Below are 26486 nucleotides of genomic sequence, written 5' to 3'. Positions count from 1 at the left end.
CGCGCCGGCTGCGACGAGTCTACGCCCATTCCGACGGACGCAATACCGGAGAAAAGCAATTCAGCAATTGAAAGAGGTCAGCGAGCCGAGGGCCGCACAATTGGGAAGAGGATAGTTTCGCGGATTCCCAATCCGGTCAACGCCATCAACAGACGGTCGATCCCCATGCCGGTGCCCGTCGTGGGCGGCATTCCCTGCTCCATCGCGGCGAGGAACTCCTCGTCAAGGGCCATCGCCTCGTCGTCGCCAGCCGACGCCAGCCGCGCCTGGTCGACGAACCGCTCACGCTGGATCACCGGGTCGACGAGTTCCGAGTAGCCGGTGGCCAGCTCGAACCCGCGCACGTAGAGGTCCCACTTCTCCGTCACGCCCGGCTCGCTGCGGTGCTGACGGGTCAGCGGCGAGGTCTCCACCGGGAAGTTCCGCACGAAGGTGGGCGCGAAGAGCTGGTCGCCACACTGGTGCTCCCACAGCTCCTCGACGAGCTTGCCGTGGCCGTACCCCTTGTCCTTGGGCACCTCGAGTCCGACCTTCTCCGCGAGGGCGAGCAGTTCGTCGACGGTCGTCTCGGGGGTGACCGACACCCCGATCCCCTCGGACAACGACGGGTACATCTCGAGCGTCTTCCACTCGCCGCCGAGGTCGTACTCGGTGCCGTCCGCGAGCGTCACCAGCTGGGTCCCGAAGGCGGCCTGAGCCACCTCCTGGATCAATTCGCGGGTCATCGTCGCGGAATCGTCGTAGGTGCCGTATGCCTCGTACGTCTCGAGCATCGCGAACTCCGGCGAGTGCGTCGAATCGATGCCCTCATTGCGGAAGTTCCTGTTGATCTCGAAAACCTTCTCGATACCGCCGACGACGCATCGCTTGAGGAACAGTTCCGGGGCGATCCGCAGATACAGATCGATGTCGAGGGCATTCGAATGGGTGATGAACGGGCGCGCCGCGGCGCCGCCGGCCAGCGTCTGCAGCATCGGGGTCTCCACCTCGAGGAACCCACGCCGCTCGAGCGCGTTGCGCAGCTCACGGACCACCGCGACGCGCTTGCGGGCCATCTCCCGCGCCTCGGGCCGCACGATCAGGTCGGCGTACCGCTGACGGACCCGCGACTCCTCGTTCATCTCCTTGTGCGCGACCGGCAGCGGACGCAGCGACTTCGAGGCGATCTGCCAGGCGTCGGCCATCACGCTGAGCTCGCCGCGGCGGGAGCTGATCACCTCGCCGTGCACGAAGACGAAGTCGCCCAGGTCGACGTCCGACTTCCACGCGGCCAGCGCGTCCTCGCCGACGGAGGCCAGGCTGATCATGGCCTGCAGCTGGGTGCCGTCGCCCTCCTGCAACGTCGCGAAGCAGAGCTTGCCGGTGTTGCGGACGAAGATGACCCGGCCGACGACGCCGACCTCGGTGCCCGTGGCCGTGTCCGGCTCCAGGTCAGGGTGCTGCGCGCGCACCTGTGCGAGCGTGTGGGTGCGCGGCACCGAGACCGGGTAGGCCTCCTGACCCTGCGCCAGGATCCGGTCCCGCTTCTCTCGGCGGATCCGGAGCTGCTCGGGGGTGTCATCGGCCTGCTGAATTGCTGCATCACTCACGGGTGACCAGCATAATGCGCCCTCAGTGAGCGGCGACGGCCGCGGCCTCCCGAACGTAGTGCCGGGCCCGCGTCGCGACGCCGAGCAGACCGGCGGAACGGAGCGCCTGGTACCCGCCGACGAGATCGGTCGCCCGGTGCAGACCCAGTTCCTGCAGGGCCGCGGCCGCCAGGCTGGACGTATAGCCCTCCGAGCAGACCACGATCCACTCGACATCGTGATCGACGGCCAGCGCGATGCGTGCGCTGCTCGTCGGGTCGAGGCGCCACTCGAGCACGTTCCGCTCGATCGCCAGCGCGCCGGGCAGCGCCCCCTCGGCGGCGCGCTGGGCCTGCGGCCGGATGTCGACGATGATCGCGCCGCGGGCGACGGCCTCGGCGACCTCGAACACGTACATGCGGCGGTAGCTCGCGCGGGCCTTCTCGAGCATCTGGTCGATGGTCATGCCGACTGTCCTTCCGGGAGATCGGTCAGCTCGGTGCGAGTACGTCGCAGGGTGCCCTGATCGGTCACCTCGTAGTAGGACATCGCCGAGAGCGGCGGCGAGTAGGCGTGCACGCTCAGCGTCGGAGCGGCCGGATCCACCGGGTCGCCTTGGGCCTGCATGACGTCGTGCACCCAGCCGAGCGGGAACGAGGCCTGATCGCCCGCGCCGAGCGTGCGGTACTTCAGTTCACCACCGCTCCAACGGTATTCGGCCAGCACACCGCTCAGCACGGTGAGCGCGCCGAGCGATCCGGCATGGTCGTGCAGTTCGGTCGCGAGGCCTGGCGCCCAGCTGATCAGCCAGACGTCGACGTCATCGTCGGCGTGCAGGCGGGTGGACCAACGCTCGTCCGTGGGCCACGAGCCGGCCCCCGGCAGCAGATCGGCGAAGCGGCCGTCGAGCACGTCTTGCGCGCCCTGATCGGTGATGCGCAGCAGGTCGGCAGGCCGCAGGCGGCTCGGCGAGGACAGTGCGGTGACCGGTGACGGCACCGAAGAAGAGACCACAGATGTGGAAAGCATGGGAGAAACTCCAGGAGGGTGAATTGGTCAAGGCCGTGAGACGTGCCTCAACGAGTCGAGGCGGCGTTCAGCCTCGACAACACTCCTGAGCAACCATGCGGCGATTCACGCCAACCAGTGTGGCACAGAACCCCGAATTGGCAAACCCTCCGTCCATCGGCGGTCAGGCCACCGGTGGGTGCTTCGCGGCCCGTCGGGCCTGGTTGCGCTCGTAGACGATCCGCAGGCCCTCGAGCGCGAGGTCCCGCTCGATGTGCGCGATCGTCTCCGACTCCGGCATCACCAGTGGGGCGCTCTCCCCCGTGGCGATCACGTTCACGTCGTCGCCAGCGAACGCGGGCACCTCGGCGCGCACCCGCCGCACGAGACCGTCCACCAAGCCTGCGAACCCGAAGATCGCCCCGGACTGCATGCACTCGACACTGTTCTTGCCGACCACCGCCCTCGGGCGCACCAGCTCGAACTTCCGCAGCGCAGCCGAGTGCGAGGCGAGCGCGTCCGTCGAGGTCTCCAGGCCGGGCGCGATCGCTCCGCCGAGGAACTCACCCTTCGCCGAGACCACATCGACACAGGTCGCCACCCCGAAGTCCACGACGATGCACGGCCCGCCGTAAAGGTGATGCGCGGCAAGACTGTTGACGATCCGGTCGGCCCCGACCTCCTTCGGGTTGTCGACCAGCAGCGGCACCCCGGTTCGCACACCGGGCTCGACCACCACGTGCGGGACGTGCTCCCAGTACCTGGTCAGCATCACCCGCAGTTCCCGCAGCACCGACGGGACGGTCGACAGCGCCGACACCCCGACGATCTGGTCCACTCGCTCCCCGAGCAGGCCCCGCAGCATCCAGGCCAACTCGTCCGCCGTCATCCGCGGATCCGTGCGCATCCGCCAGTCCCGCACCAACTTCGAATGATCACCCGTGCCGGTGAACAACCCGAGTGAGATGTTGGTGTTGCGGACGTCGACGGTGAGCAGCACGGCTACACCAGCGCCGAGGCGTCTTCGAGGGTGGAGAGCATCCGCGGGGTGATCAGGCCCGACCCCTCGGGGGCGTGCGCCGGGTCGGCACCGAGCTCGATGGCCTTGTTGTCGGCGTCGACGAAGACCACGCGCGGCTGGTAGTCGCGGACCTCCTGCTCGTTCATCACGCCGTAGGCGATGAGGATGACCAGGTCGCCGGGGTGCACCAGATGCGCTGCCGCACCGTTGATCCCGATCACCCCGGAGCCGCGCTCGCCCGCGATGACGTACGTCTCCAGACGGGCGCCGTTGTTGATGTCCACGATGCACACCTGCTCACCCTCGAGCAGGTCGGCGGCGTCCATCAGGTCCTGGTCCACGGTGACCGAACCGACGTAGTGCAGATCGGCGTGGGTGACGGTGGCGCGGTGGATCTTCGACTTCATCATGGTGCGAAACATGTTGTGTCCTTCGGGTCTGGCTGGAAATTCAGGTCGGTGGAGGGGCGCTCTTACCCGGCCGCTGTCGTCTGAGAGGTACGGGAATCCTCATCCCGTTCGAGGAATCCGGTGCCGACGGCGACGCCGACGTTGTCGATCAATCGGGTGCCACCGACCTTGGCCGCGACGAGCAGTCGCCCGTCCCCGCGCTCGGGCGCGGGTCCCAGGTCGACGCCCCGGACCTCGAGGTAGTCGACTTCCACCTCGGGGGTCGTCGCCAGCACCTCACGGGCGGTGGCGAGGATCGCCTCGGCTCCCCCTGCCGCCGCGTGCGCGCCGGCCACCAGTGCGGCGGAGATGGTCGCGGCCGCGGTGCGCTGGGCCTCGTCGAGGTATCGGTTCCGCGAGGACAGCGCGAGGCCGTCCTGCTCGCGCACGGTCGGGACGCCGTAGACCTCGACGTCCAGATTCAGGTCGCGGACCATCTGCCGGATCAGCGTGAGCTGCTGGTAGTCCTTCTCGCCGAAGTACGCGAGGTTGGGTCCGACGATCTGGAACAGCTTGTTCACGACGGTCAGCATCCCGGCGAAATGCGTCGGGCGGCTTGCCCCTTCGAGTTCGCTGCCGAGGGGACCCGCGTGGATCATGGTGCGCCGGCCTGCCGGGTACATCGCGGCAACCGACGGCGCGAACACCAACTCCACCCCGGCCTCGCGCAGCAGCTCGAGGTCCCGGTCCAGGGTGCGCGGGTACGCGTCGAGATCCTCGCCCGCGCCGAACTGCAACGGGTTGACGAAGATGGACACCACGACCACGCCGCCACGGAGCTTGGCCTGACGGACGATTTCCAGGTGCCCCGCGTGCAGCGCACCCATGGTCGGGACCAATGCCACCTGGCGTCCGACGCCGCGCAGCGCCTTGGTGACCTTGGTCAGCTCGGCGGGTTCGTGGTGCACGGTCAGTTCACCGCGTGCGTAGCCGTTCACGAGCGGCCCTCCAGGATCTCGATGAGTTCGGGCTTGGACCCGGCCCGCTGAGCGGACCGAAGCGAGAGGGCGCGGTAGCCGGCCGCGATCCGGGGGTCGACGTCCTGCAGGACCCGGAGGTGGGTCGCGACCGCCGCGGCGTCACCGCGGGCCACCGGCCCGGTCAGCGCCGCAGGACCGCGCCTGAGCGCGTTGTCGAGGGCGGCGGACAGCAACGGGCCCAGCACCCGCTCGGCCACCCCGTTTGGCTGGTCGTCGATGAGCTGCTGGCCGAGGAGTTCCTCGCCCGCAAGCGCGACGCGGAGTGCGGCGACGGCGTCCACGACGAGGGTGACCAGGTGATTGCTGCCGTGCGCGAGCGCCGCGTGGTACAGCGGACGGGCCTCTTCGCGGACCCGGACGGGCTCCCCGCCGATCTCGAGGACCAGGGACTGCGCGATCGCGTAGCCGATCTCGTCCGCCGCGGTGATGCCGAAACACGCGGAGGACAACCGAGCGGTGTCCTCGTCGTGCCCGGTGAAGGTCATTGCGGGATGGATCGCCATCGGCAGCGCGCCGAGGGCGGTCAGCGGCGCGAGCACACCGATGCCGTTGGCGCCCGAGGTGTGCACGACGAGGGTGCCCGGCTTGACCGAACCGGTTGCGGCCAGGCCGCCGACCAGGCCAGCGAGCTCATCGTCCGGGACGGCGAGCAGCAACAACTCGCAACGCGACGCCACCTCGGCTGCAGGCAGGATCTCGGTCTCGGGAAGCCTGGTCTCGGCCCTGCGAATCGACGCGTCGGATACCGCGGAACAGGCGACGACGATGTGGCCGACGCGCTCGAGCGCGGCACCGATCGCCGTTCCCACGCGTCCCGCCGAGACGATTCCGATGGTCAATCGTGCGGGCGCGGGGTCTTGAGTGATCTCGGAGGAGGTCACCGTTGTCCTCTCGTTCGTTCCAGTCCCGCAGGGCGGGTACCAGACGTTCACAGCGAGGATAGCCGCAGCGCCGGGACGGCCGCCATGGCGGAACAGAGTGATCTAAAGCACGCCCCGGCTCAGTCGCGACGGCGGCGACCGGACCTCGGCTCGTCCGCCTCGGCCTCCGCGCTCTTCATGTTCGCCATGATCTCGGCCACCGAGAGCCCCGTCGAGTGCGCGCCAACCGGAACGGCAGGCTCACCATCTCCCTCGGCCGCGGGCTCCGGCTCGGCGGCACGCCGCCGAGCCCTGCGGGACGAGACCTCGTCCGTAGGCGTGGACTGGGGTGTCGGCCCCGGCTCGGGCACCGGGACGGGCTCGGGTTCGGGCAGTGGTGCGGGGTCCGGGGTCGGCGGCACCGGCTCGGGAACCGGGATCGGCGGCACCGGCTCGGGCGGCGGCTGCGTGGCTGCGGGCTGCCGGGCGGGGCGCGGCGGGGGCACCTGCCTCGGTACGGGGAACGCCGCTGCCGGAGCGGCGGGCTCCGGTTCGGGTTCGGTCTCCCCGACAACCATGACCTCGGCGGTGACCGGGTCGTCGTCCGGAGTGGCGAACGTCGGCCGCGCGCCCGGGGCAGCCGAGTAGGCGGGGTCGGGGGTGAACGTCTTCGGCCGCGCCGCGCTCGCCAGCTCCGGGATCCGGGTGGCGTCGGCCTGCAGCGCGACCCGGTCGACGGGCAGCCTGCCCTCGAACAACACCTCGAGGCTGCCGCGCAGCGCCGCCAGCTCCGCCCGCAGGGCCGCGATCTCGGAGACATCGAGATTCGCCTCGCTGCGGACCTTGGCCTCGACGCCCATCTCGTACTCACGCCTTGCGGTGATCTCGCGCTCGAGCTGCAACTCGTACACGGTCTGCAGATCGCGCACCTTCGCCTTGTCTGCGGCGGATTCGCGGCGGTACTTCGTCATCGCGATGGCCGCGATGACCGCCGCCCACAGGGCGACGACCAGGCCGACACGCAGCAACTGGACGCTGTTGCTGAAGATCATGAACAGGCTCGCGATCACCGCCAGTGCCACCAGCGCGGCGACGAACATCTGGCTCGTGCTGCGCTTGTACCGCCGAAGCGAGGCCGCGCGACCAGAAACCGTCATGCAGCCGAGGATAGCCGTCCGTACCAACTACCCGCCGTCACAACGGGCCCAGCCCGTGTCCGGCCGGAGCGGAGCCGGCGTGATCCGGGAGGCATGTCCGCAGCGGAGACCGCCCGGAGATGCACGGCCGACCGGTACCGTTGCCAGAGAGGATTCACGAGACGAGAGGGACGGTGTGATGCCGCCCGGCACGCGGGCCAGAGCCATCGGGAACCTACCCATCGAACCGACGAGCTTCGTCGGGCGTCGGTCCGAACTCAGCGAGGCAAAGCGGCTGCTCTCCGTGGCCCGCTTGGTGACGCTGACCGGGATCGGCGGCGTGGGGAAGACCCGACTCGCATTGCGGGTGGCGGAGGACTCGCGGCGCGCGTTCGAGGACGGGGTGTGGCTCGTCGAGTTCGGGGAGCTCCAGGACGAGGCGCTGGTGCCCGACACCGTCGCCACCGCGTTGGGCCTGCGAGAACATCCGGCGCACCCGCCGCTGGTCCTGCTCACCGAGTACCTGACCACCCGGACCCTGCTGCTGGTGCTGGACAACTGCGAGCACCTGATCGACGCGGTCGCGAAGCTGACGGATTCGCTGCTCCGGTCCTGCCCGGACCTGCGGATCCTCGCGACGAGCCGCGAGCCGCTGGTCATCGGTGGCGAGGCGGTGCTGCGGGTGCCCGCACTGACGGTCCCCGACACCACCCCGAGCCTGCAGGCCATGGCCGGCTCCGAGGCGGTGACCCTTTTCGTCGAACGCGCCACCGCGGCACTGCCGGAATTCGAACTCTCCGAGGAGAACCTGGAGACCGTCGCGCAGATCTGTCGCCAACTGGACGGGTTGCCGCTGCCGATCGAACTGGCGGCCGTGCGGCTGCGCGGCATGTCCGCGGAGCAGATCCTGGACCGGCTGACCGACCGGTACCGGTTGCTGACCACGGGCAGTCGCGGTGCGCCGACACGACTCCAGTCGTTGCGGATGAGCATCGACTGGAGTCACGAGCTGTGCACGGAGTCCGAGCAGGTGCTGTGGCGCCGGCTCGCCGTGTTCGCGGGCAGCTTCGGGCTCGATGCGGCCGAGGGCGTCTGTGCGAGCGGCATCGTCGATCCGCGCGATCTGCTCGACGTACTGGCCTCGCTGGTGGACAAGTCGATCCTGATCCGCGAAGAGGCAGGCGCCGAGGTGCGGTACCGGATGCTCGAGACCCTGCGCGAGTACGGGCGCGAGAAGCTGCACGAGGCGGGCGAATTCGATGCAATGCTCCGGCGGAACCGGGACTGGTACGAGGGGCTGATGCTGGGAGCACGTTCCGAGTGGATCGGCCCCCGGCAGCCGGAACTGATGGTCCGGATCGCCAGGGAGCAACCGAATCTGCGCGAGGCCATGCAGTTCAGCGCGAAGGAACCCGGCGAGGAGGACCACGCGATGCGGATCGCCATCGCGCTGTTCCCGTTCTGGCTCTCCCGCGGCCTGCTCAGCGAGGGCCGATACTGGCTCGACCGCGCACTCGACCTGTCGGGAGAGGTCCCGACCACCCACCGGATCAAGGCGCTGTGCGCCAACTGCCTGCTCACCGGCAACCAGGGCGACATCGCGGCCGCGACGGCACAGGCGGAGGAGGCTCTCCGCCTCGCCGATGACCTCGGTGAGCCGGCGATCCGCGGGGTCGTGATGCATGCCGCCGGTTACCTGGCCGCCTTCGCGGGCGATCTCCCCCGCGCGGTGGCCGCTCTGGAGGAGGCCCTCGCGGTCTTCCGCACGCAAGGCAATCCCATCCGGCAGATCTCGGCCCTGCTCGGGCTCGCCGTGGCATACGGGCTGCTCGACGATCCCGCCCGGGCCATCGAGTACCAGGAACAGGCCCTCGCGATCAGCGGGGCCAGCGGCGAATTCGTCTACCGCGCCTACGCGGTCTGCGCCCTCGGGCTGGCGCTGTGGAAGACCGATCCGCAGCGGGCGGATGAGCTGCTCGAGAGGGGCCTGCAGCTCTCCCGGCAGACCGAGGACATGCTCGCGACCGCGATGTGTGTGGAGGCGAAGGCCTGGATCGCCATCGCCACGGACCGGGCCCGCCGCGCCGCGCTGCTGCTTGGCGCGGCGCGGACCATGTGGCAGCGGGTGGGCAGCCCGGGAGCCGTCGTGCCGAAACTGGAGTCGTACCACGAGGAGTGCGAGCGGCGGACCCGCCGAGCACTGAGTGAGTCGGCGTTCGAGTCGGCGTTTCGGGACGGCGCCAGTTGGACCGCGCAGGAGACGATCGCCTTCGCCCTCGGGGAGGACCTCGGAGAGGAGAATCCGGAACCGGCCGGTGCCGCGACGACCCTGACGCCACGCGAACTACAGGTCGCCGAACTGGTCGCGCAGGGCCTGACCAACAAGGCCATCGCCGCCAAGCTGGTGATCGCGCAGCGGACCGCGCAGGGCCACGTCGAGCACGTGTTGGCGAAGCTGGGATTCAACTCCCGTGCGCAGATCGCCGCGTGGGTCGTCGAGCGCCAATCCCGCTGAGCCGCCGCTAGAGCGCGGGCTCGTCCGGCGGTTCCTCCGGGGCCTTGCAGCAGTGCTCGAGCCAGAGCGCCGCGGCGACCAATGCCACGCCCGCAATGAGACCGACAACGGTGCCCGTGGTGTCGTCGGAGGCCGCCTGCACCGTCGAGCGCTGCGGCAGCAGATACAGGAGCAATCCGAGCCAGACTCCCGAGCTGGCGGCCCCCACCAGCGCCGATGCCTTGGCCAGCGCCACCGCGCGTGCCGCGGTGATCGGGTGGAGCTGGCGCGGGCCCTGCCCGAGCTGATGCCCCCTGACCCGCGACCGGATCATGAAGGCGACGCCCACCTCGATGGCGGCGACGGGGTAGAGCGAGGCCCCCGCGAACAGCGGGATCGGCGGAAGCGATCCGTAGAAGGCGCGAACCAGGAGCCAGGTCGCGATGGCCGCGAAGGCCGCGAGCCCGAGCAGGTCCCTGATCCGGGTCGTCGACATCATCGACACACCGCCATCACGGCCGCACCAACAGGAGATCGGTCCGCCGCACGCCGTCACGCTCGGTGGCGTCCAGGCAGCCGAGCAGCTCTCGTGCGGGCATCCTCGCTCCCTTCACGGTCAGCGTGGCATCTGGGTCGATCTCCAGCCACGGGACGAGCACGAACGCCCGCTCGTGGGCTCGCGGATGCGGCAACGTCAATTCCGGGTCGGCACTGACGAGGCCGTCGCAGTCGACCACATCGACGTCCAGGCTGCGCGGACCCCATCGCTGTTCGCGCACCCGGTCCGCGGCGGCCTCCAACTCCTGCCCGAGCCGCAGCCAGCCGTGGCAGTCCAGCTCGGGATCGTCGACGATCAGCGTCGCGTTGAGGAAATCCTGCTGTTCGACACCGCCCCACGGCGCCGTGGCGTACACCCCGGACACCGCGACCAGGCGATCACCGAGCGCGTCGACGACGGACCGCAGATTCTCGAGCGGGTCACCGAGATTCGACCCGATGGAGAGCACCGCGCGACTCATCCGCGCAGGCCCTTGCGGGAACGGCGCGCCACGACGGCGACGTCGACGAAGGTCAGCGGGATCGGTGCCGACGGCTTGTGGACCGTCACCTCCACCGCGTTCACCCGATCGTCGGTCAGCACCGCGTCGGCGATCTCCCCGGCCACCGTCTCGATGAGATCGCGCGACGGGCCTGCCACGATCGCCGCGGCCGTCTCGGCCAGCTCCCCGTAGTGCATGGTGTCGGCGAGATCGTCCGAGGCCGCGGCTGGCGCCAGGTCCATCCACACCGTGATGTCGACGACGAAGTCCTGGCCGTCCCGCTTCTCGTGCTCGAAGACACCGTGATTGCCGCGAACCCGCAGCCCTCGCAACTCGATTCGATCAGCCATCGTGCTTCTCCTCAGCCGCGGTCCACGCGTTCACCACGGCGATCGCGTCGAGGGATCCCCGCGCGTCGTGCACCCGCACGCCCCATGCTCCGCCCCGCGCGGCGAGCGCCGAGACGACAGCAGTCGCGACCTCGCGGCCGTCGGGTGCGCGGTCACCGTGCTCATCCGCGAGCAGGCTGCCGAGGAAACGCTTGCGGGAGGCCCCGATCAACACCGGGAAGCCGAGCGCGTTGAGCCTCGGCAACGCGCCGAGCAGCGCCCAGTTGTGTTCGGCGGTCTTCGCGAACCCCAGACCCGGGTCGAGGATCAGCCGGCTCGGATCGACGCCGGCCCGAACCGCGAGGTCGACCTGGGTGAGCAGTTCCTCGCTGACCTCCGCCACCACGTCGCCGTAGTGCTCAACCCCGCCTGCGTGCACGTACTCGCCGGCCGAGCGCCAGTGCATCAGGATCCAGGGCAGGCCCGCGTCCGCCATCACAGCGGCCATCGCCGGATCGGCACGGCCACCGGAGACGTCGTTGACGATCGTGGCCCCCGCCTCGATCGCGGCCGCGGCCACCGAGGCGCGCATGGTGTCGACGCTGACCGTGATGTTCTCGGCCGCGAGGGCCGCGATCACCGGACGGATCCGCTCGGCCTCGACCTCCGGATCCACCCGGGCAGCGCCGGGCCGGGTCGATTCGCCGCCCACGTCCACGACGTCCACGCCCAGCCGGCTCAGCGCGAGGCCGTGCTCGATCGCCGCGTCCCGGTCCAGGTAGCGGCCGCCGTCCGAGAACGAGTCGCTGGTGACGTTGAGAACACCCATCACCACGCAGCGGCCCGGCATCGGCACCGTCACTTGCGCAGGATCAGGTCCAGAGCCTCGGCACGCGAGGCGGCACTGGACTGCAGCAGACCGCGCACGGCCGAGGTGGTGGTGCTGGCACCCGGCTTCCTGATGCCGCGCATCGCCATGCACAGGTGCTCGGCCTCCACCACGACGATCACCCCGCGGGGATCGAGCTTGCGCACCATCGCGTCGGCGATCTGGCTGGTCAACCGCTCCTGCACCTGGGGACGCTTCGCGTACAGGTCGACCAGTCGCGCGAGCTTCGACAGCCCGGTGACCCGGCCGGTGGAGCCCGGGATGTAGCCGACGTGCGCGACACCGTGGAACGACACCAGGTGATGCTCGCAGGTGGAGTACATGGGGATGTCGCGGACCAGCACCAGCTCCTGGTGTCCCTCGTCGAAGGTGGTGTTGAGCACGGAATCCGGATCGGTGTAGAGGCCTGCGAAGACCTCCCGGTACGCCCGCGCCACCCGGGCCGGGGTGTCGAGCAGACCCGGCCGATCCGGGTTCTCGCCGACCGCGATCAGCAGCTCACGGATCGCGGCCTCGGCGCGCGGCTGGTCGAAGACGCGCCCGGTCTCGATGCACTCGAGCGGCGCAGCAGCGCCACGCTCATGGGACTCCACCGCGTCGCGCTCCTGTGACGTCGATGCGTCACGGGAATTCGCACCACCGAGTTGATTGACCGACACCCGACCGAACCTCCATTCTCGCCGACCGTTACCCACCGATCACGCCGGTGCGACGCGATCAGTGGGTAAGCCTAGTAACCGCCGGACTACTGCTGACCGTTCGGCCCTTCCCAGCGCTCGGTTGCCGGCCCGCCCTCTTCGGACGTGGCCTGCGGCGGATTCGCCTGCGGCGGGTTCCACTGCGGATACCCGCCGTACGGGTTCTGCGGGTTCTGGGCGTGCTGCGGCTGCTGCGGGTGCTGCGGGTGCTGGCTCTCGCCCGCATCCCGCGGCGGCCAACCCGGCGCCGACCAACCGGCGGGCGCACCGTAGTCCGGCATCGTGCCCTGCTGCGGCTGCTGCCGCGGATCCGGGTACGGCTGGTAGCCGCCGTTCGGGGCCGGCATCGGGTACCCGTTCTGGGGGCCGGGGGCCGGCGCGGTCGGCGGAACCGTCTCGCGGGGCTTGCTGAAGGTCGGCTGCCGCACCGAGTCGTCGGGCAACGGCTCGCCGCGCTCGATCGCCAGCTCACGCGGCGTCTTCACCGGAGGCTTGTCGGACGGCGTCCGGCCACCGAAGTCGTTGAACGCGGTGATCCTGGGCCGCTTCTCCACGCTCGAGAAGATCTGCTCCAGATCCTTGCGGGTGAGGGTCTCGCGCTCGAGCAGCTCGGTGGCCACCACGTCGAGCAGGTCGCGGTGCTCGTTGAGGATCGCCCACGCCTCGGTGTGCGCCGCCTCGATGAGGTTGCGCACCTCCTCGTCGATCTCCCGTGCGACCTCGTGCGAGTACTCGGAGCTCATCCCCATCGACCGGCCGAGGAACGGGTCGCCCTGCTCCTGCCCGTAGCGGACCGCACCCAGCTTGGCGCTCATGCCGTACTCGGTGACCATCGCTCGGGCGATCTTGGTGGCCTGGTCGATATCGGAGGAGGCGCCGGTGGTCGGCTCGTGGAAGACGAGCTCCTCGGCGGCGCGGCCGCCCATCGCCATCACCAGCCGGGCGATCATCTCCGAGCGGGTCATCAGGCCCTTGTCGTCCTCGGGCACCGTCATGGCGTGTCCGCCGGTGCGGCCGCGGGCCAGGATCGTGACCTTGTAGATCGGCTCGATGTCCGGCATCGCCCATGCGGCCAGGGTGTGCCCGCCCTCGTGGTACGCGGTGATCTTCTTCTCGTGCTCGCTGATGATCCGGCTCTTGCGGCGCGGGCCGCCGATGACGCGGTCCACCGACTCCTCGAGCGCCGCCTCCGTGATCAGGGCGCCGTTCTCGCGGGCGGTCAGCAGCGCGGCCTCGTTGATGACGTTCGCCAGGTCCGCGCCCGACATGCCGACGGTCCGCTTGGCCAGGCCCTCGAGGTCCGCGTGCTGGTCGAGCGGCTTCCCCTGCGAGTGCACCTTGAGGATCGCGCGACGGCCGGCCAGGTCCGGGTTGCTCACCGGGATCTGGCGGTCGAAGCGGCCGGGACGCAGCAGCGCCGGGTCGAGGATGTCGGGACGGTTCGTCGCGGCGATCAGGATGATGCCGGTGCGGTCGCCGAAGCCGTCCATCTCGACCAGCAGCTGGTTGAGGGTCTGCTCGCGCTCGTCGTGTCCGCCGCCGAGGCCTGCGCCACGCTGACGGCCGACCGCGTCGATCTCGTCGACGAAGATGATGCAGGGGCTGTTCTGCTTGGCCTGCTCGAAGAGGTCGCGCACGCGGGAGGCACCGACACCGACGAACATCTCGACGAAGTCCGAGCCCGAGATCGTGAAGAACGGCACCCCGGCCTCGCCTGCGACCGCGCGGGCGAGCAGCGTCTTACCGGTGCCGGGAGGGCCGTAGAGCAGGACACCCTTCGGGATCTTCGCGCCGAGCGCCTGGTAGCGGGCCGGGTTCTGCAGGAAGTCCTTGATCTCGTACAGCTCTTCGACGGCCTCGTCGGCGCCAGCGACGTCCGCGAACGTGGTCTTGGGCATGTCCTTGGTGAGCTGCTTGGCCTTCGACTTGCCGAAGCCCATCACGCCGCCGCGGCCACCGCCCTGCATCCGCCCCATCACGAAGACGAACAGGCCGAGCAGGATCACCATCGGCAGCACGAACAGCAGGATCGAGGTCAGCCAGCTCTCCTGGCTCACCTTGGTGTTGTACTTCTCCAGGCCCGCCTTCTGGACTTCGGTGAAGATCTGCTCGGAGGCGGCGCTCGGGTACTTCGCGAGGATCTGGTCCGAGTTGTCGGTCGCGTCGTTGCCCTGCTTCAAGGTGAGGCGGAGCTGCTGCTCGCGGTCGTCGATCTGCGCATCGGTGACGTTCTTCGCGTCGAGCTGGGCGATGGCCACCGAGGTGTCGACGTTTTTGTACCCGCGGGTGTCGTTACCGAAATAGCTGAACGCGTAAATGATCAGCAGGATGCCGGCGACAATCGCCAGGTTGCGAAACACAGTCTTGCGATTCATACAGGTTCAGCCTCTGCAGGCCAGTCCTTTCCAGTTCCGGTCGAGCACAGTGCGCCGGGTTCCGGCTGCTCACCGGAGGTTCAAGGTTACCGCGACCGCCGCGAGCAGTGTCCGTTAGCGCGGGCATCGGCCCGGAGCAGCTGTCGCAGCGGCTTCTGCCAAGTAGAACGCGCGGGCACACCGGATGGTTCCGTGAGCCCCGCCACCGCGGGCAGCCGGATCCGGATGTCGTTAGGCTGCGGCCATGACGCTGCCATACCCCGAGGTCCTGGCGGAGATCGAGCACTCGCAGGCGCGGTTGGAATCCGCGGTCGCCGACCTGTCGGACGAGCAGGCCCGCGGCGACTCGCTGCTACCGGGCTGGAGCCGCGGTCACGTCGTCACGCACGTCGCGCGCAACGCCGACGCACTGAACCGGCTGGCCGTTGGCGTGTTGTCCGGGACCCGGCCCGAGATGTACCCGGGCGGACGGGAGGCACGGGGCGCCGCCATCGAGGAGGGGGCGGACCGCCCCGTCGAGCTGCTGGCCGCCGACCTGCGGTTCGCCGGGCGACGGGTGATCGAATCGCTGCGGGAGATCGGGCCCGACCAGCTCGACACCCCGGTGTCGTGGCGCAAGCCCGTCACCGGGCGCGACATCCCGGTGCTGCGCTGGTGCGAACTGGAGATCCACCACCTCGATCTCGGCACCGGGTACACCGCCGGGAACTGGCCCGACGCGTTCGTCGAGGAGATCCTGGCGCGGGATCTGCCCGAGCTCGCCGCGGCGGCGCCCGATGTCGTGCCACCCGACCTGCCCAGGGCCGAGCTGCTGGCCTGGCTGGTCGGCAGGCCGACGCGCGCCGGGCTCCCCGAACTGCCCGCCTGGCCGTTCTGACCCGCGGCGCTCACCCCACCGCGACCCGTGGCCACGGCTGCAGTGCCTCCAGCTGTGCGGCCAGCGCGAGGATCCGGGCCTCCCCGCCGGGCGGCGCCGCGATCTGCACACCGAGCGGGGTCCCGGACTCGGGGTGCATCCCCACCGGCACGGTCGCGGCCGGCCAGCCGACCAGGTTCCAGACCGGGGTGAACGGCGCGTGACGCACGGCCGCCAGGACGTTCGAGATCCAGGATCGCTCGCTCCAACGATGCGCATCCAGCGGGGGCCGGGCCAGCGTCGGGGTCAGCACCACGTCGAAGTCAGCGAAGAACCCACGCAGCGCAGCCTTCATCCGCTCCACCTGCCGGGGCCTGACGAGCCCCCGCATCGCGTGCCCGACCGCGACGTGCGTCCTGGTGCGCGGCTGTAGCAACGATCGATCGAGCCCCTCTGCGTAGGCGGCCGTGCCTGCCGTCCAGCGCGACAGCAGCGGTATCGGGTTCAGCGAGTACGGCACCTTCGCGGCCGTGACCGTGTGCCCGGCACCGCCGAGCACCTGCGCGGTGCGCTCCGCCCCGTCCCGCCAGTGCCGGTCAACCGGCGTCATCGGCATCGATGACCCGGCCGCCACCGCGATCCGCAGCCGACCCGGCTCGGCGAGCTCCGCCAGTTCCGGGCGGTCCGCCATCACCGACAGCACCAGTGCGGCATCCTCGACCGTCGTCGTCAGCGGACCGTTCTCCGCCATCCCGAACCAGGAATTCGCACCGAGTTCGCGGGGCACGAGGCCGCTGCCGGGTTTGATGCCGACCAGCCCGCAGGCCGCGGCCGGGATCCGGATCGAGCCGAGGCAGTCGGAGCCGTGCGCCACCGGCACCATCCCGGCGGCCACCGAGGCGCCCGCCCCGCCGGAGGAGCCGCCGGCGGTCCGCTCGTGGTTCCACGGGTTCTTCACGATCGAGTCGTGCGAGTCGGTCGAGGGCCACACACACAGCTCGGGCAGCCTGGTCAGCCCGACCGGCACCGCGCCTGCCCGGCGCAGCCGGTCGAGCACGGGATGGTCCTCGGTCGAGGGCTCCACGGCGGTGGCGGCGGATCCGTTTCGCAGCGGATGCCCCACGATCGGGATGTTGTCCTTGATCGCGATCGGCACGCCTGCCAGGGGCAGCGCCGACAGGCCCGGCCGACCGGCCAGGGCCCGCGCTTCGGCACGGGCCTGCTCGCCGCGCACGACCACGAATGCGTCGAGCTCGGGATCGCGTTCGGAGATCCGGCTCAACGCACCCTCGACCGCGTCGACCGGTGACAGTGCACCCGAGCGCACCCGAGCCGCGATCGCGGCCGCGGTGAATTCGAGCTGAGCACCGGTGAACAGCGCGTCCACCGAGGAGTTGTACATACGCAATGACCGCCTCACCTGGTTGGTCATTCGATGGTGCTGCCTCACGACGCCGGTCTCCAGGCACCCAGGGGTTGGGATCGGGCACCCCACGGACGGCAACGAAGACCCCCGGTGTGGAGCGAAAACGGTTGCTGACACCCGACCGGAGTGCGATCGTTGCAGGGCAAGCCCCAACCATCCACGTCGCGCGGAGGTAGGCATGGCTGATGCAATCGTGGCCGAGGGACTGGTCAAGCGGTACGGCAAGGTCGTCGCCCTCGACGGGCTGGACCTCGCGGTGCCCGAGGCCACCGTCCTCGCGCTACTCGGCCCGAACGGTGCTGGGAAGACCACGGCGGTCCGGGTGTTCACGACGCTGCTCGAACCCGACGGCGGGCACGCCACCGTCGACGGACTGGACGTCGTCGCCGACGCCAAGGAGTTGCGTTCGCGGATCGGAGCGTCCGGGCAGTACGCCGCGGTGGACGAATACCTGACCGGATTCGAGAACCTGGAGATGGTCGGGCGCCTCTACCACCTCGGCACCAAGTTCAGCAGGGACCGGGCTCGTGAACTCCTGGAACAGTTCGACCTCGTGGAGGCGGGCGACCGGCCGGTCCGGGGTTACTCCGGCGGCATGCGGCGGCGCCTCGACCTGGCGGGGGCGCTGGTCGCGAACCCGCCGGTGCTCTTCCTCGACGAGCCGACGACCGGCCTCGACCCCCGGGCGCGGCTCGGCCTGTGGGATGTCATCGAAGAACTCGTCGCCGGGGGCACCACGCTGCTGCTCACCAGCCAGTACATGGACGAGGCGGACCGACTCGCCGACTCCATCGCCGTGGTCGACCGCGGCAGGGTGATCGCGAGAGGCACCTCGGACGAGCTCAAGGACCAGGTCGGCGGGGAGCGGATCGAGCTCGCCCTCGACCCGGGCGCCAGCCTCGACGATGCGCGGGCGGCACTGGCACCGCTGTCGGACGGCGACCTCCAGGTGGACCACCACGCCCGCCGGATCACCGTTCCGGTCGCCGACGGTTCGAGTGCTCTCGTCGAGGCTCTCGGCAGCCTGTCGAGGCGGAACGTGACCGTCACCGACGTCGCCTTGCGCAGACCCTCCCTCGACGATGTGTTCCTCGCCCTGACCGGCCACCAGGCCGACAGCACAGGGAGCGACACCGACGGGAACGACACCGAAGGTGCCGACCCGGTCGGCGAAGTCGAGCGCGTCGGTGGTGCCCACCGGAAGGAGCGTGCATCGTGAACGGGATCGAGATGGCGGTCCGTGACGGGGCGACAATCGCCAAGCGCAATGTCATCAAGATCAGGCGGGTGCCGGATCTGCTGATCTTCACGACCCTGTCACCGATCATGTTCGTGCTGCTGTTCGCGTACGTCTTCGGCAGCTCCATCGAGGTGCCGGGGATGTCGTACCGGGAGTTCCTGATCGCGGGCATCTTCACCCAGTCGGTGATCTTCGGCGCCACCTGGACCGGGCTCGGGCTCGCCGAGGACATCCAGAAGGGTTTCATCGACCGGTTCCGGTCACTGCCGATGGCCCAGTCCGCGGTGCTCGTCGGGCGCACCACCAGCGACGTGCTGATCAACGTGGTGAGCCTGGTCGTGATGTCGCTGGCCGGCCTCGCGGTCGGCTGGCGGATCCACACCTCCCTGCTCGAGGCCGCGGCGGCGTACGTGTTGCTGCTCCTGTTCGCCTACGCCCTGTCCTGGGTGATGGCCGTCGTTGGCCTGTGGATCCGCACGCCGGAGGTGTACAGCAACGCCAGCTTCATGGTGATCTTCCCGCTGTCGTTCATCGCGAACACCTTCGTCCCCACCACGAATCTGCCGACGGTGCTCCGGGTCATCGCGGAGTGGAACCCCGTCTCGGCGGTGACACAGGCGGTTCGGGAACTGTTCGGCAACACCAACCCCGCGCTCGTCGTACCGGACGTGTGGCCCCTGCAGAACCCGGTGGTGGCCTCCATCGCCTGGATCGTCGGAATTCTCGTTGTGTTCGTGCCGCTGGCGATCCATCGCTACAAGAAGGCGGTAAGCCGCTGATGGATCGGACCGGTCGGTCGATGCCCGCGGGGACGATCACGGGAGATCCGACGCGCAGGGGGCACGTTCGGACCCTCTCACCCGAACGGATGGACGACGAGCGCGCCGTACCGATCGGATCGATCGACGACATCAACGTCGGCCAACGCATCGACGACTTCGACCTGCTCATGGGGCTCGGCCGGGGAGCGTTCGCCCGGGTCTTCCTCGCCCGCCAGCGTTCCATGCACCGACTGGTCGCGGTGAAGATCTCGCAGGACCACGGCACCGAGCCACAGACGATGGCGCAGCTCGACCACGACTACATCGTCCGAGTCTTCGACCAGCGATATCTCGAGCAATTCGGGGTGAAACTGCTCTACATGCAGTACGTCCCCGGCGGCACCCTGCTCGCCGTGTTGCGCCGGATCCGAGAGAGCCCGCGGGAGCAACGCGGTGGCCAGTTGCTGCTGGACGCGATCGACGAGGAACTGAGAGCCAGGGGCGAGATCCGGCCAACCGACTCCAGCGTGCGAGCCGAGCTCGCCACGCTGTCGTGGCCGGAGACGGTCGCCTGGATGGGCAGGCGCCTCGCCCTGGCGCTCGACCATGCGAGCAGGCAAGGGGTGATCCACCGCGACATCAAGCCCGCGAACATACTGCTCACCGCCGAGGGAGTCCCCAAGCTCACCGATTTCAACATCAGCTTCAGCACCCAGATCGGCGGCGTCAGCCCCGCTGCGTACTTCGGCGGCTCGCTTGCCTACATGTCACCGGAGCAACTGGCTGCCAGGCATCCTCACGCGACCGGGAGCGCCGCCGACCTCGACACCCGCAGCGACATCTTCGCGCTCGGCGTCCTGCTGTGGGAACTGCTGACCGGTAGGCGCCCGTTCCGCGACGCGATCGATGCCGACGAGTCGGACACCTCGCTCAGCACCATGCTGGACCTACGCAGCAGCCGGATCGACCCGGACGTGGTGGCTGCACTACCGCCCGACTGCCCGGCCACGTTGCGCCGCGTGCTGTTGACCTGCCTCGCACCCGACCCTCGCGACCGGTGGCAATCCGGCGCAGATCTGGCGCAGCAGTTCGAGCTGTGTCTGGATCCGCAGGCCCGCGATCTGGTCGATCCGCCTCCGGGCAGCTGGCGGCTGCGACTGCGGCCGTGGTCGGCACCGATCATCTTCATCGGGCTCGTGTTCCCGAACCTTCTCGCGGGTCTCTACAACTACGTACACAACCGAACGCTGATCGTCAGCAAGCTGTCCCCTGCCGCTGTACAGCAATTCGGACTGTTCCAGCTGCTCATCACCGCGATCGTCTTCCCGGCAATGGTGGTACTGCTGGCCTACATGTGGCGTCGTCCGATCGCGGTGACCCGGGCGCTGTCCCGTGGGCGCACCTTCGACCCGACGACCCTCGCCAAGGCACGCACCGAAACCCTGCTTCTCGGCGCCCGCATGGTGATCGTCTGCTTCGGTGCGTGGTGGGTCTCGACAGTGGTGAACCTGTTCGCGATGCAGGTCGCCACCGGGGTCCCGCGGGGATCGTATGTCCACTTCCTCGGCTCGACGGTGGTGTGCGGCGCCATCGCGATGGCGTACCCGTTCTTCCTGGTCACGTTCTACATGGTGCGCTGCCTGTACCCGGTACTGCTGCCGCCCGGCATCATCAGCGGCGACGACACCCGGCGGCTGCGGGGGCTGGAGCGGCTCAGTACCCGCTATCTGGCTCTCGCCGCCTCCGTCCCGTTGCTCGGCATCGCGGGGGCGACATTCCTGCCCGCAGCCGACCTGGGGGCGATCGTCGTACCTATCCGGGTGCTCTGTCTCGGGGCGATCGTCGCGTTCATCGCGGCCTACTGGATGTTCCGGCAGCTCGAGCAGGACCTGCACGCCCTCGAACGCGTGGTGTCCGGCGAACCCGGTCCCGCATTCACCCTCGGCGGTCCCGCCCGAGCGGCGTTATCCTGACGAGGGGGCATCCCTCACGGAATCGAGCGCCACAGGCGCACGAGACAGTCCGAGGTTCTCGTGACGAAACGGACCATTCGACCGGCACCGGACCCTACGGTCGCGGCGCCATCATCGCCGGACTCGACGGTCACGGCGCAACCATCGCCCGACTCGACGGTCGTGGCGCAGTCCCCGGTCGCCCGTTTCACGGCCCAGTGGGAGGCCACCGGCACTCCCCCGAATCTCCCCGACTACCTCCCCGAGCGGGCGGACCAGCGACGCGACGCGTTGATCGAACTGATCGCGGTCGACCTGCGGTACCGCTGGCTGGATTTCGAGAAGCCCAAGCGCCTGGCCGCCTACCGCGAGGAGTTCCCCGAACTGAAGTCCGAGCCGTTGCCGCCCGCACTGATCCAGGAGGAGTTCCGTCTGCGTCGCCAGACCGGGCTCACCGTGGAGGCGAGCGACTACTCGCGGGACTTCCCGGAGGAGTCCCAGGTGATCGAACAATCGCAAAGTCCCAGCGTCGAGAAGTCCACACTGATCGCGAAGCCCGCCGCGGAGACGGCGCTCGACGACATCGACGTCGGCCAGCGGGTGGACGATTTCGACCTGCTGATGGGCCTGGGGCGGGGCGCGTTCGCCCGGGTGTTCCTCGCCCGCCAACTCTCGATGCAGCGCCTGGTCGCGGTGAAGATGTCCCACGACCACGGCACCGAACCGCAGACACTGGCCCAACTCGACCACGACTACATCGTCCGGGTGTTCGACCAGCGGGTCCTCGACGAACACAAGCTGAAGCTGCTCTACATGCAGTACGTCCCCGGCGGCACCCTGCTCGGGGTGCTGCGGCGGGTGCAGGCGACACCGCAAGAGGACCGCAACGGACAGTTGCTGCTGGACGTGATCGACGAGTCGCTCGAGGCCAAGGGCGAGATCCGCCCCAGCGACTCCAGCGTCCGGCCCGAGATCGCGTCCCTGAGCTGGCCGGAGACCGTCGCGTGGCTGGGCCGCCGGCTGGCGGAGGCACTGGACTACGCGGGCAAACACGGTGTGCTGCACCGCGACATCAAGCCGGCGAACGTGCTGCTCACCGCCGACGGGGTGCCGAAGCTCGCCGACTTCAACATCAGCTTCAGCGACGCCGTGGCAGGCACGAGCCCCGTCGCCTACTTCGGTGGGTCCCTTGCCTACATGTCGCCCGAACAGCTCGAGGCCTGCCATCCCGGCCTGCCCGGCACGGCGAGCGACCTCGACACCCGCAGCGACATCTTCGGGCTCGGGGTCATGCTGTGGGAGTTGCTCACCGGCTCGCGCCCCTTCGACGACAGCTCGGCGAGCGGTCAGTCGGAGAAGTCGCTGGAACGGATGCTGGAAATCCGCGAGCGCGGCGTCGGCCCGGACGCGCAGGCCACGCTGCCGCCCGACTGCCCGGCCGCACTGAAGCGGGTGCTGCTGACCTGCCTGTCGCCGGACCCGGACCGGCGGTGGTCGACGGGCGCGGAGCTGGCGCAGCAGTTCGAACTGTGCCTCGACCCCAGGGCCCGTGACCTCGTCGACCCCCCTCCGAGGAGCTGGCGGATGCGGCTGCGGCGCTACGTGATACCGATCACCGTTGCGGCCATGCTGGTGCCGAACGTGCTGGCGGGCGTCTACAACTACCACCACAACAAGTCGCTCATCGTCAGCAATCTGTCGCTCGAGGCCCAGCAGAAGTTCGAAGGGGTCCAGTCCGTGATGAACGGCATCCTGTACCCGATCGGCATCGCCGTTGTGGTGTACCTGAGCCGATATCCGATGCGGATGCCGCGCGGACTGCGCAAGGGCCGCATCTATGACAAGCAGACCCTGGCCAAGGCGCGCAGCGACACCCTGCTGCTGGCCGACCGGGCCGTCCTCATCATCTTCAGTGCGTGGCTGCTGGCAGGCATCACCTACCCGATCTCCCTACAGATCGTCGCGGGGCACCTCCCAGCGGGCGCCATCATCCATTTCATCGGGTCGCTTGTCGTGTGCGGGGCGATCGCGGTCGCCTATCCCTTCTTCCTGGTGACCTTCTACCTGGTGCGGTGCATCTATCCGATGATGCTGCCGCAGGGGATCACCAGCAGCGACGACGCCCGCAAACTGCGCGGGCTCAGCAGACGCAGCGTCCGCTACCTGGCGCTGGCCGCCTCGGTGCCCCTGATCGGGGTGGCCGGGGTGACCTTCCTGTCCCCCGACGAGATCACCTCCGTGATCGTGGCCGTCCGCCTGCTGTGTGTCGGGGCCATCGCGGCCTTCATCGTCGTGTACTGGCTGTTCCGGCTGTTGGAGAAGGACCTGCGTGCGCTGGAGCGGGTCGTCTCCCACGAACCGGCCACCCGGTCCGCATGACCGGCGGGGCGGTGAGGTCGTCACATCCAGTGGGTCGGTGAATGCATGTCTGAGCAAGCGGATCACGGAAAGCGCCCAGTGAGCGCGGTACTCGCGGGGCCGTATGGGCATCCGTTCCACCCGATGCTCGTGACGCTGCCGATCGGCGCGTGGGTCAGCAGCCTGGTGTTCGACGTCGCTTCTCGAATCGTCGGGGATCCGGGTTTTCTGACCAAGGGGTCGCTGTGGCTCATCTCCATCGGCCTGCTCGGTGCGCTGGCCGCAGCGACAATCGGATTCCTCGACCTCATGGCCATCCCGACGGGGACCCCGGCATTCCGAACCGGTGTGGCGCACATGTCGCTGAATCTCGCGGTGACCGTCTCGTACGCGGTGAACCTCGTGTGGCGCCACGCCGACTACGGAACCCCGGACGCAGTGGACATCGGCCAGCTCGCGCTCTCGGCAGTGTCACTGGCCGCATTGTCCATCGCGGGCTATCTCGGTGGCCGGCTCGTCTTTCGCGACGGGGTGCGAGTGGTGGACGAGGCGACTCAGGCCGACGCTTTCGAGCACCCTTCCCCACCCGACCGGCACCGTAGACCCGATCGGTCCACCACTGCCTAGGAGATGACATGGGTATCGCAGCTCTTGTGACTTGGCTGCTGACGGCCGCAGGCGGCTTCTACCTGCTCGCGACCTGGATCGCCAAAGGCGGTGTGCGGCAACCACGGAACAGCCAATTCCCTCCGGCCGTGATCTTCGGGCATTTCGTTCTGGCCGTGATCGGACTGGTCGTGTGGATCGTGTATCTCGTCGTCGACGAGGACGCCCTCGCGTGGACCGCCTTCGCGCTGCTGGTCCCGGTTGCCCTCCTCGGTTTCACGATGCTGATCCGCTGGATCCCCGTCTACCGCGCTGCCGGAGTGGGCGCGGGGAACGGCGGGGATTCGGCACCGGGCACGGCCCCGAACGGGGCGCCGGAGAAACACTTCCCGGTGGCAGCCGTCGCCGGCCACGGGTTCTTCGCTGTCGTCACCGTCGTGTTGGTGCTGCTGACGGCCCTCGGCGTCGGCTGACACCGCGCGCCCGTCAGACAGGCGCGGTGCGCTCCCACGGCCGCAACCGTTCCAGCTGCGCGGCCACCGACAGGATCAGCGCCTCCCCACCGGGAGGGGCGGCGATCTGCACGCCCAGCGGGGTACCCGACTCCGGATGGATCCCCACCGGCACGCTCGCCGCGGGCCAGCCGACCAGGTTCCACAGCGACGGGAAAGGGGCATAGCGGACGTTGGCAGCGAGGTTCGAGAGCCAGGACTTCTCGCTCCACCGCAGCGCCTCGATCGGGGACCGGGCCAGCGTCGGGGTGATCACCACGTCGGCATCGGCGAAGAGCCGGCGCAACGCGGCGTCCACCTTTCGCACCTGCGCGGGGTCGACGAACCGGATCAGCGCGCGTCCGGCTGCGACGTGCCTGCGGGTCCGCGGCTGCAGCAACGCCGGATCGAGTCCGGCCGCGTCGGTCGCGGCACCGCCCATCCAGCGCGCCAGGATCACCATCGGGTTCGCGGGATAGGGCAGCCGAGCCGTCGCGAGGTGGTGGCCGGCCCCGCCGAGCACCGCGGCCGCGCTCTCCGCGCCCGCCCGCCAGTACGGATCGACCCGGACCATCGGCAGCGGCGAACCGGTTGCCACCGCGATCCGCAACGGCCCCGGCTCGGCGAGGGTCGCCAACTCCGGGCGGTCCGCCATCACCGACAGCATGAGCGCCGCATCCTCGACCGTGGTCGCCAGCGGGCCGTTCTCGGCCATCCCGAACCAGGAGTCGACGCCCAATTCGGCAGGCACCACGCCGAGTCCGGGCTTGATGCCGACCAACCCGCAGCAGGCGGCGGGGATCCGGATCGAGCCCATCCCGTCCGCCCCGTGCGCCGCGGGAACCATGCCTGCCGCGACCGCTGCCGCCGAACCGCCGGAGGAACCGCCGGTCGTCCGGCCGGGGTTCCACGGGTTCCTGGTGACGGTGTCCGGGGTGTCGGTGCTCCCCCACAGGCACAGCTCCGGCACCGCGGTGAGCCCGACCACGACCGCTCCCGCCGCGCGCAGGCGCGCGACCACCGGATGATCCGCGGGCGAGGGCTCGCGGGAACTCGCTCGCGAGCCGTTGCCGAGGGGATGTCCCGCCACCGGGACGTTGTCCTTGACCGCGATCGGGACACCCGCCAGCGGCAGCTCGGCGAGGTCGGAGCGCGCGCCGACCTCGTCGGCCTCGGCAAGGGCCTGCTCGGCGCGGACCGTGACGAACGCGCCCAGCTTCGGGTCCCGCTCGGCGATCCGGGCCAGGGCCGACTGGACGGCGTCGCGGGGCGTCAGCGCGCCGGAGCGCACCCGCGCGGCGATGGCGGCGGCGGTCAGATCCGTGGACATGCCACGAGTATGGCCCGTCAGCCGCCGTAGACCGTGGGTTCGAGCGTTCCGATGTACGGCAGGTCGCGGTACCGCTCGGCGTAGTCGAGGCCGTAGCCGACGACGAACTCGTCGGGGATGTCGAAGCCGACGTTCGCGACCTCGACGTCCACCTTGATGGCGTCCGGCTTGCGGAGCAGGGTGACCACCTCGAGCGAGGCGGGGTTGCGGGTGCGCAGGTTGCGCATCAGCCAGGACAGCGTGAGACCGGAGTCGATGATGTCCTCGACGATCAGCACGTGCCGTCCGGCGATGTCCTTGTCCAGGTCCTTGAGGATCCGCACGACACCGGACGAGGAGGTCGACGAGCCGTAGGAGCTCACGGCCATGAACTCCATCTGGGTCGGGATCGGCAGGGCCCTGGCCAGGTCGGTCATGAAGAAGACCGCGCCCTTGAGGACACCGACCAACAGCAGATCGCCCTCCGGCGCGCCGACCGGATAGCGCTCGGCGATGATCCCGGCCAATTCGGTGATCTTGTCCTGGATCTGGTCCTCGGAGATCAACACCGATGCGATGTCGCCTTCGTACACGGCGCGAATCCCTTCGTTTCGACTGACCTGGTCATGGACGGAACTGT

The 26486-nt window shown here is 69.4% G+C and carries 25 protein-coding genes; 8 read left to right on the top strand and 17 right to left on the bottom strand.

The window, feature by feature from the left end:
- Positions 1 to 77: 77 nt before the first annotated feature.
- From lysS to BR31_RS27870, 8 genes are all read right to left on the bottom strand, one after another.
- Positions 78 to 1589: a lysine--tRNA ligase gene (lysS, locus tag BR31_RS0107970; protein ID WP_027500494.1), complete on the bottom strand. Its 1512-nt coding sequence runs from the start codon at positions 1587 to 1589 to the stop codon at positions 78 to 80.
- A 22-nt stretch (positions 1590 to 1611) separates the two neighbouring features.
- Positions 1612 to 2034: a rhodanese-like domain-containing protein gene (locus tag BR31_RS0107965; RefSeq protein WP_027500493.1), complete on the bottom strand. Its 423-nt coding sequence runs from the start codon at positions 2032 to 2034 to the stop codon at positions 1612 to 1614.
- Positions 2031 to 2597 (bottom strand): cysteine dioxygenase, encoded by a 567-nt coding sequence (locus BR31_RS0107960; RefSeq protein WP_081830370.1) that lies wholly within the window; start codon positions 2595 to 2597, stop codon positions 2031 to 2033. The genes BR31_RS0107965 and BR31_RS0107960 overlap by 4 nt, the downstream gene beginning before the upstream one ends.
- Before the next feature lie 163 nt (positions 2598 to 2760).
- Complete coding sequence (locus BR31_RS0107955; RefSeq protein WP_027500491.1) at positions 2761 to 3576, bottom strand: type III pantothenate kinase; 816 nt, start codon at positions 3574 to 3576, stop codon at positions 2761 to 2763.
- A gap of 2 nt (positions 3577 to 3578) precedes the next feature.
- A complete protein-coding gene (panD, locus tag BR31_RS0107950; RefSeq protein WP_027500490.1) occupies positions 3579 to 4019 on the bottom strand; it encodes an aspartate 1-decarboxylase in 441 nt (146 codons plus the stop codon).
- A gap of 50 nt (positions 4020 to 4069) precedes the next feature.
- On the bottom strand, positions 4070 to 4984 hold the full coding sequence (panC, locus tag BR31_RS0107945) for a pantoate--beta-alanine ligase (protein ID WP_027500489.1): 915 nt from the start codon (positions 4982 to 4984) through the stop codon (positions 4070 to 4072).
- Complete coding sequence (locus BR31_RS0107940) at positions 4981 to 5907, bottom strand: Rossmann-like and DUF2520 domain-containing protein (protein WP_027500488.1); 927 nt, start codon at positions 5905 to 5907, stop codon at positions 4981 to 4983. Before BR31_RS0107940 ends, panC begins: the two co-directional genes overlap by 4 nt.
- A gap of 119 nt (positions 5908 to 6026) precedes the next feature.
- Positions 6027 to 7043 (bottom strand): DUF6779 domain-containing protein, encoded by a 1017-nt coding sequence (locus BR31_RS27870; protein ID WP_051637064.1) that lies wholly within the window; start codon positions 7041 to 7043, stop codon positions 6027 to 6029.
- 178 nt (positions 7044 to 7221) lie between these two features.
- On the opposite strand from BR31_RS27870, the gene BR31_RS0107930 reads away from it, so the two are divergent.
- Entirely contained in the window at positions 7222 to 9537 is a 2316-nt protein-coding gene (locus BR31_RS0107930) for an ATP-binding protein (protein WP_037175888.1), read from the top strand.
- Between the two features lie 7 nt (positions 9538 to 9544).
- Here BR31_RS0107930 and BR31_RS0107925 read toward each other — a convergent pair whose 3' ends face one another.
- The 6 genes from BR31_RS0107925 to ftsH all read right to left on the bottom strand — a co-directional run bounded on the left by BR31_RS0107925 (position 9545) and on the right by ftsH (position 14847).
- On the bottom strand, positions 9545 to 10015 hold the full coding sequence (locus BR31_RS0107925; RefSeq protein WP_027500486.1) for a DUF3180 domain-containing protein: 471 nt from the start codon (positions 10013 to 10015) through the stop codon (positions 9545 to 9547).
- Positions 10016 to 10028: 13 nt separating this feature from the next.
- Positions 10029 to 10535 carry a 2-amino-4-hydroxy-6-hydroxymethyldihydropteridine diphosphokinase gene (gene folK, locus BR31_RS0107920; RefSeq protein ID WP_027500485.1) on the bottom strand — a complete coding sequence of 169 codons (507 nt, stop codon included), beginning with the start codon at positions 10533 to 10535 and terminating at the stop codon, positions 10029 to 10031.
- On the bottom strand, positions 10532 to 10906 hold the full coding sequence (gene folB, locus BR31_RS0107915; protein ID WP_027500484.1) for a dihydroneopterin aldolase: 375 nt from the start codon (positions 10904 to 10906) through the stop codon (positions 10532 to 10534). The genes folK and folB overlap by 4 nt, the downstream gene beginning before the upstream one ends.
- Entirely contained in the window at positions 10899 to 11735 is an 837-nt protein-coding gene (folP, locus tag BR31_RS0107910) for a dihydropteroate synthase (RefSeq protein ID WP_037175992.1), read from the bottom strand. The genes folB and folP overlap by 8 nt, the downstream gene beginning before the upstream one ends.
- 8 nt (positions 11736 to 11743) lie before the next feature.
- On the bottom strand, positions 11744 to 12367 hold the full coding sequence (folE, locus tag BR31_RS0107905) for a GTP cyclohydrolase I FolE (protein ID WP_051637085.1): 624 nt from the start codon (positions 12365 to 12367) through the stop codon (positions 11744 to 11746).
- A 152-nt stretch (positions 12368 to 12519) separates the two neighbouring features.
- Positions 12520 to 14847: an ATP-dependent zinc metalloprotease FtsH gene (gene ftsH / locus BR31_RS0107900; protein ID WP_027500481.1), complete on the bottom strand. Its 2328-nt coding sequence runs from the start codon at positions 14845 to 14847 to the stop codon at positions 12520 to 12522.
- 244 nt (positions 14848 to 15091) lie between these two features.
- Between ftsH and BR31_RS0107895 the strand changes: the two genes are divergently transcribed.
- Positions 15092 to 15724: a maleylpyruvate isomerase family mycothiol-dependent enzyme gene (locus BR31_RS0107895; protein WP_027500480.1), complete on the top strand. Its 633-nt coding sequence runs from the start codon at positions 15092 to 15094 to the stop codon at positions 15722 to 15724.
- A 10-nt stretch (positions 15725 to 15734) separates the two neighbouring features.
- On the opposite strand, the gene BR31_RS0107890 is transcribed toward BR31_RS0107895, so the two are convergent.
- Positions 15735 to 17105 carry an amidase gene (locus BR31_RS0107890; RefSeq protein ID WP_051637063.1) on the bottom strand — a complete coding sequence of 457 codons (1371 nt, stop codon included), beginning with the start codon at positions 17103 to 17105 and terminating at the stop codon, positions 15735 to 15737.
- A 202-nt stretch (positions 17106 to 17307) separates the two neighbouring features.
- Here BR31_RS0107890 and BR31_RS27865 point away from each other — a divergent pair, with 202 nt between their 5' ends.
- The 6 genes from BR31_RS27865 to BR31_RS0107860 all read left to right on the top strand — a co-directional run bounded on the left by BR31_RS27865 (position 17308) and on the right by BR31_RS0107860 (position 24519).
- Complete coding sequence (locus BR31_RS27865; RefSeq protein WP_051637062.1) at positions 17308 to 18348, top strand: ATP-binding cassette domain-containing protein; 1041 nt, start codon at positions 17308 to 17310, stop codon at positions 18346 to 18348.
- Between the two features lie 11 nt (positions 18349 to 18359).
- Entirely contained in the window at positions 18360 to 19148 is a 789-nt protein-coding gene (locus BR31_RS0107880; protein WP_081830374.1) for an ABC transporter permease, read from the top strand.
- Positions 19148 to 21103 (top strand): serine/threonine-protein kinase, encoded by a 1956-nt coding sequence (locus BR31_RS27860; RefSeq protein ID WP_081830369.1) that lies wholly within the window; start codon positions 19148 to 19150, stop codon positions 21101 to 21103. Before BR31_RS0107880 ends, BR31_RS27860 begins: the two co-directional genes overlap by 1 nt.
- 162 nt (positions 21104 to 21265) lie before the next feature.
- Complete coding sequence (locus BR31_RS27855; protein ID WP_081830368.1) at positions 21266 to 23461, top strand: serine/threonine-protein kinase; 2196 nt, start codon at positions 21266 to 21268, stop codon at positions 23459 to 23461.
- 78 nt (positions 23462 to 23539) lie between these two features.
- Positions 23540 to 24067 (top strand): DUF2231 domain-containing protein, encoded by a 528-nt coding sequence (locus BR31_RS27850; RefSeq protein ID WP_231496405.1) that lies wholly within the window; start codon positions 23540 to 23542, stop codon positions 24065 to 24067.
- Positions 24068 to 24075: 8 nt separating this feature from the next.
- A complete protein-coding gene (locus tag BR31_RS0107860; protein WP_027500477.1) occupies positions 24076 to 24519 on the top strand; it encodes a hypothetical protein in 444 nt (147 codons plus the stop codon).
- Positions 24520 to 24532: 13 nt separating this feature from the next.
- Here BR31_RS0107860 and BR31_RS0107855 read toward each other — a convergent pair whose 3' ends face one another.
- Together BR31_RS0107855 and hpt are read right to left on the bottom strand one after the other, a co-directional pair.
- Positions 24533 to 25867, bottom strand: a complete 1335-nt coding sequence (locus tag BR31_RS0107855; RefSeq protein ID WP_027500476.1) for an amidase — start codon at positions 25865 to 25867, stop codon at positions 24533 to 24535.
- 17 nt (positions 25868 to 25884) lie between these two features.
- Positions 25885 to 26439, bottom strand: coding sequence for a hypoxanthine phosphoribosyltransferase (gene hpt, locus BR31_RS0107850; RefSeq protein ID WP_027500475.1), 555 nt, complete (start codon positions 26437 to 26439; stop codon positions 25885 to 25887).
- Between the last annotated feature and the right edge of the window lie 47 nt (positions 26440 to 26486).

Origin of the sequence: Rhodococcus sp. UNC363MFTsu5.1, assembly GCF_000686785.1 — a bacterium.
In the GTDB taxonomy this organism is placed as follows: domain Bacteria; phylum Actinomycetota; class Actinomycetes; order Mycobacteriales; family Mycobacteriaceae; genus Rhodococcus_G; species Rhodococcus_G maanshanensis.
This window is presented reverse-complemented; position numbering and strand designations above follow the sequence as displayed.

Coding starts and splice junctions, on each gene's coding strand:
- BR31_RS0107880 (WP_081830374.1), top strand. CDS start 18,360: ATGGCGGTCCGTGACGGGGCGACAATCGCCAAGCGCAATGTCATCAAG.
- panD (WP_027500490.1), bottom strand. CDS start 4,019: ATGTTTCGCACCATGATGAAGTCGAAGATCCACCGCGCCACCGTCACC.
- BR31_RS0107890 (WP_051637063.1), bottom strand. CDS start 17,105: ATGTACAACTCCTCGGTGGACGCGCTGTTCACCGGTGCTCAGCTCGAA.
- folK (WP_027500485.1), bottom strand. CDS start 10,535: ATGAGTCGCGCGGTGCTCTCCATCGGGTCGAATCTCGGTGACCCGCTC.
- BR31_RS0107965 (WP_027500493.1), bottom strand. CDS start 2,034: ATGACCATCGACCAGATGCTCGAGAAGGCCCGCGCGAGCTACCGCCGC.
- BR31_RS0107895 (WP_027500480.1), top strand. CDS start 15,092: ATGACGCTGCCATACCCCGAGGTCCTGGCGGAGATCGAGCACTCGCAG.
- BR31_RS27860 (WP_081830369.1), top strand. CDS start 19,148: ATGGATCGGACCGGTCGGTCGATGCCCGCGGGGACGATCACGGGAGAT.
- BR31_RS27865 (WP_051637062.1), top strand. CDS start 17,308: ATGGCTGATGCAATCGTGGCCGAGGGACTGGTCAAGCGGTACGGCAAG.
- BR31_RS0107855 (WP_027500476.1), bottom strand. CDS start 25,867: ATGTCCACGGATCTGACCGCCGCCGCCATCGCCGCGCGGGTGCGCTCC.
- folP (WP_037175992.1), bottom strand. CDS start 11,735: ATGCCGGGCCGCTGCGTGGTGATGGGTGTTCTCAACGTCACCAGCGAC.
- BR31_RS0107860 (WP_027500477.1), top strand. CDS start 24,076: ATGGGTATCGCAGCTCTTGTGACTTGGCTGCTGACGGCCGCAGGCGGC.
- BR31_RS0107960 (WP_081830370.1), bottom strand. CDS start 2,597: ATGCTTTCCACATCTGTGGTCTCTTCTTCGGTGCCGTCACCGGTCACC.
- ftsH (WP_027500481.1), bottom strand. CDS start 14,847: ATGAATCGCAAGACTGTGTTTCGCAACCTGGCGATTGTCGCCGGCATC.
- folB (WP_027500484.1), bottom strand. CDS start 10,906: ATGGCTGATCGAATCGAGTTGCGAGGGCTGCGGGTTCGCGGCAATCAC.
- BR31_RS0107925 (WP_027500486.1), bottom strand. CDS start 10,015: ATGATGTCGACGACCCGGATCAGGGACCTGCTCGGGCTCGCGGCCTTC.
- BR31_RS0107930 (WP_037175888.1), top strand. CDS start 7,222: ATGCCGCCCGGCACGCGGGCCAGAGCCATCGGGAACCTACCCATCGAA.
- BR31_RS27870 (WP_051637064.1), bottom strand. CDS start 7,043: ATGACGGTTTCTGGTCGCGCGGCCTCGCTTCGGCGGTACAAGCGCAGC.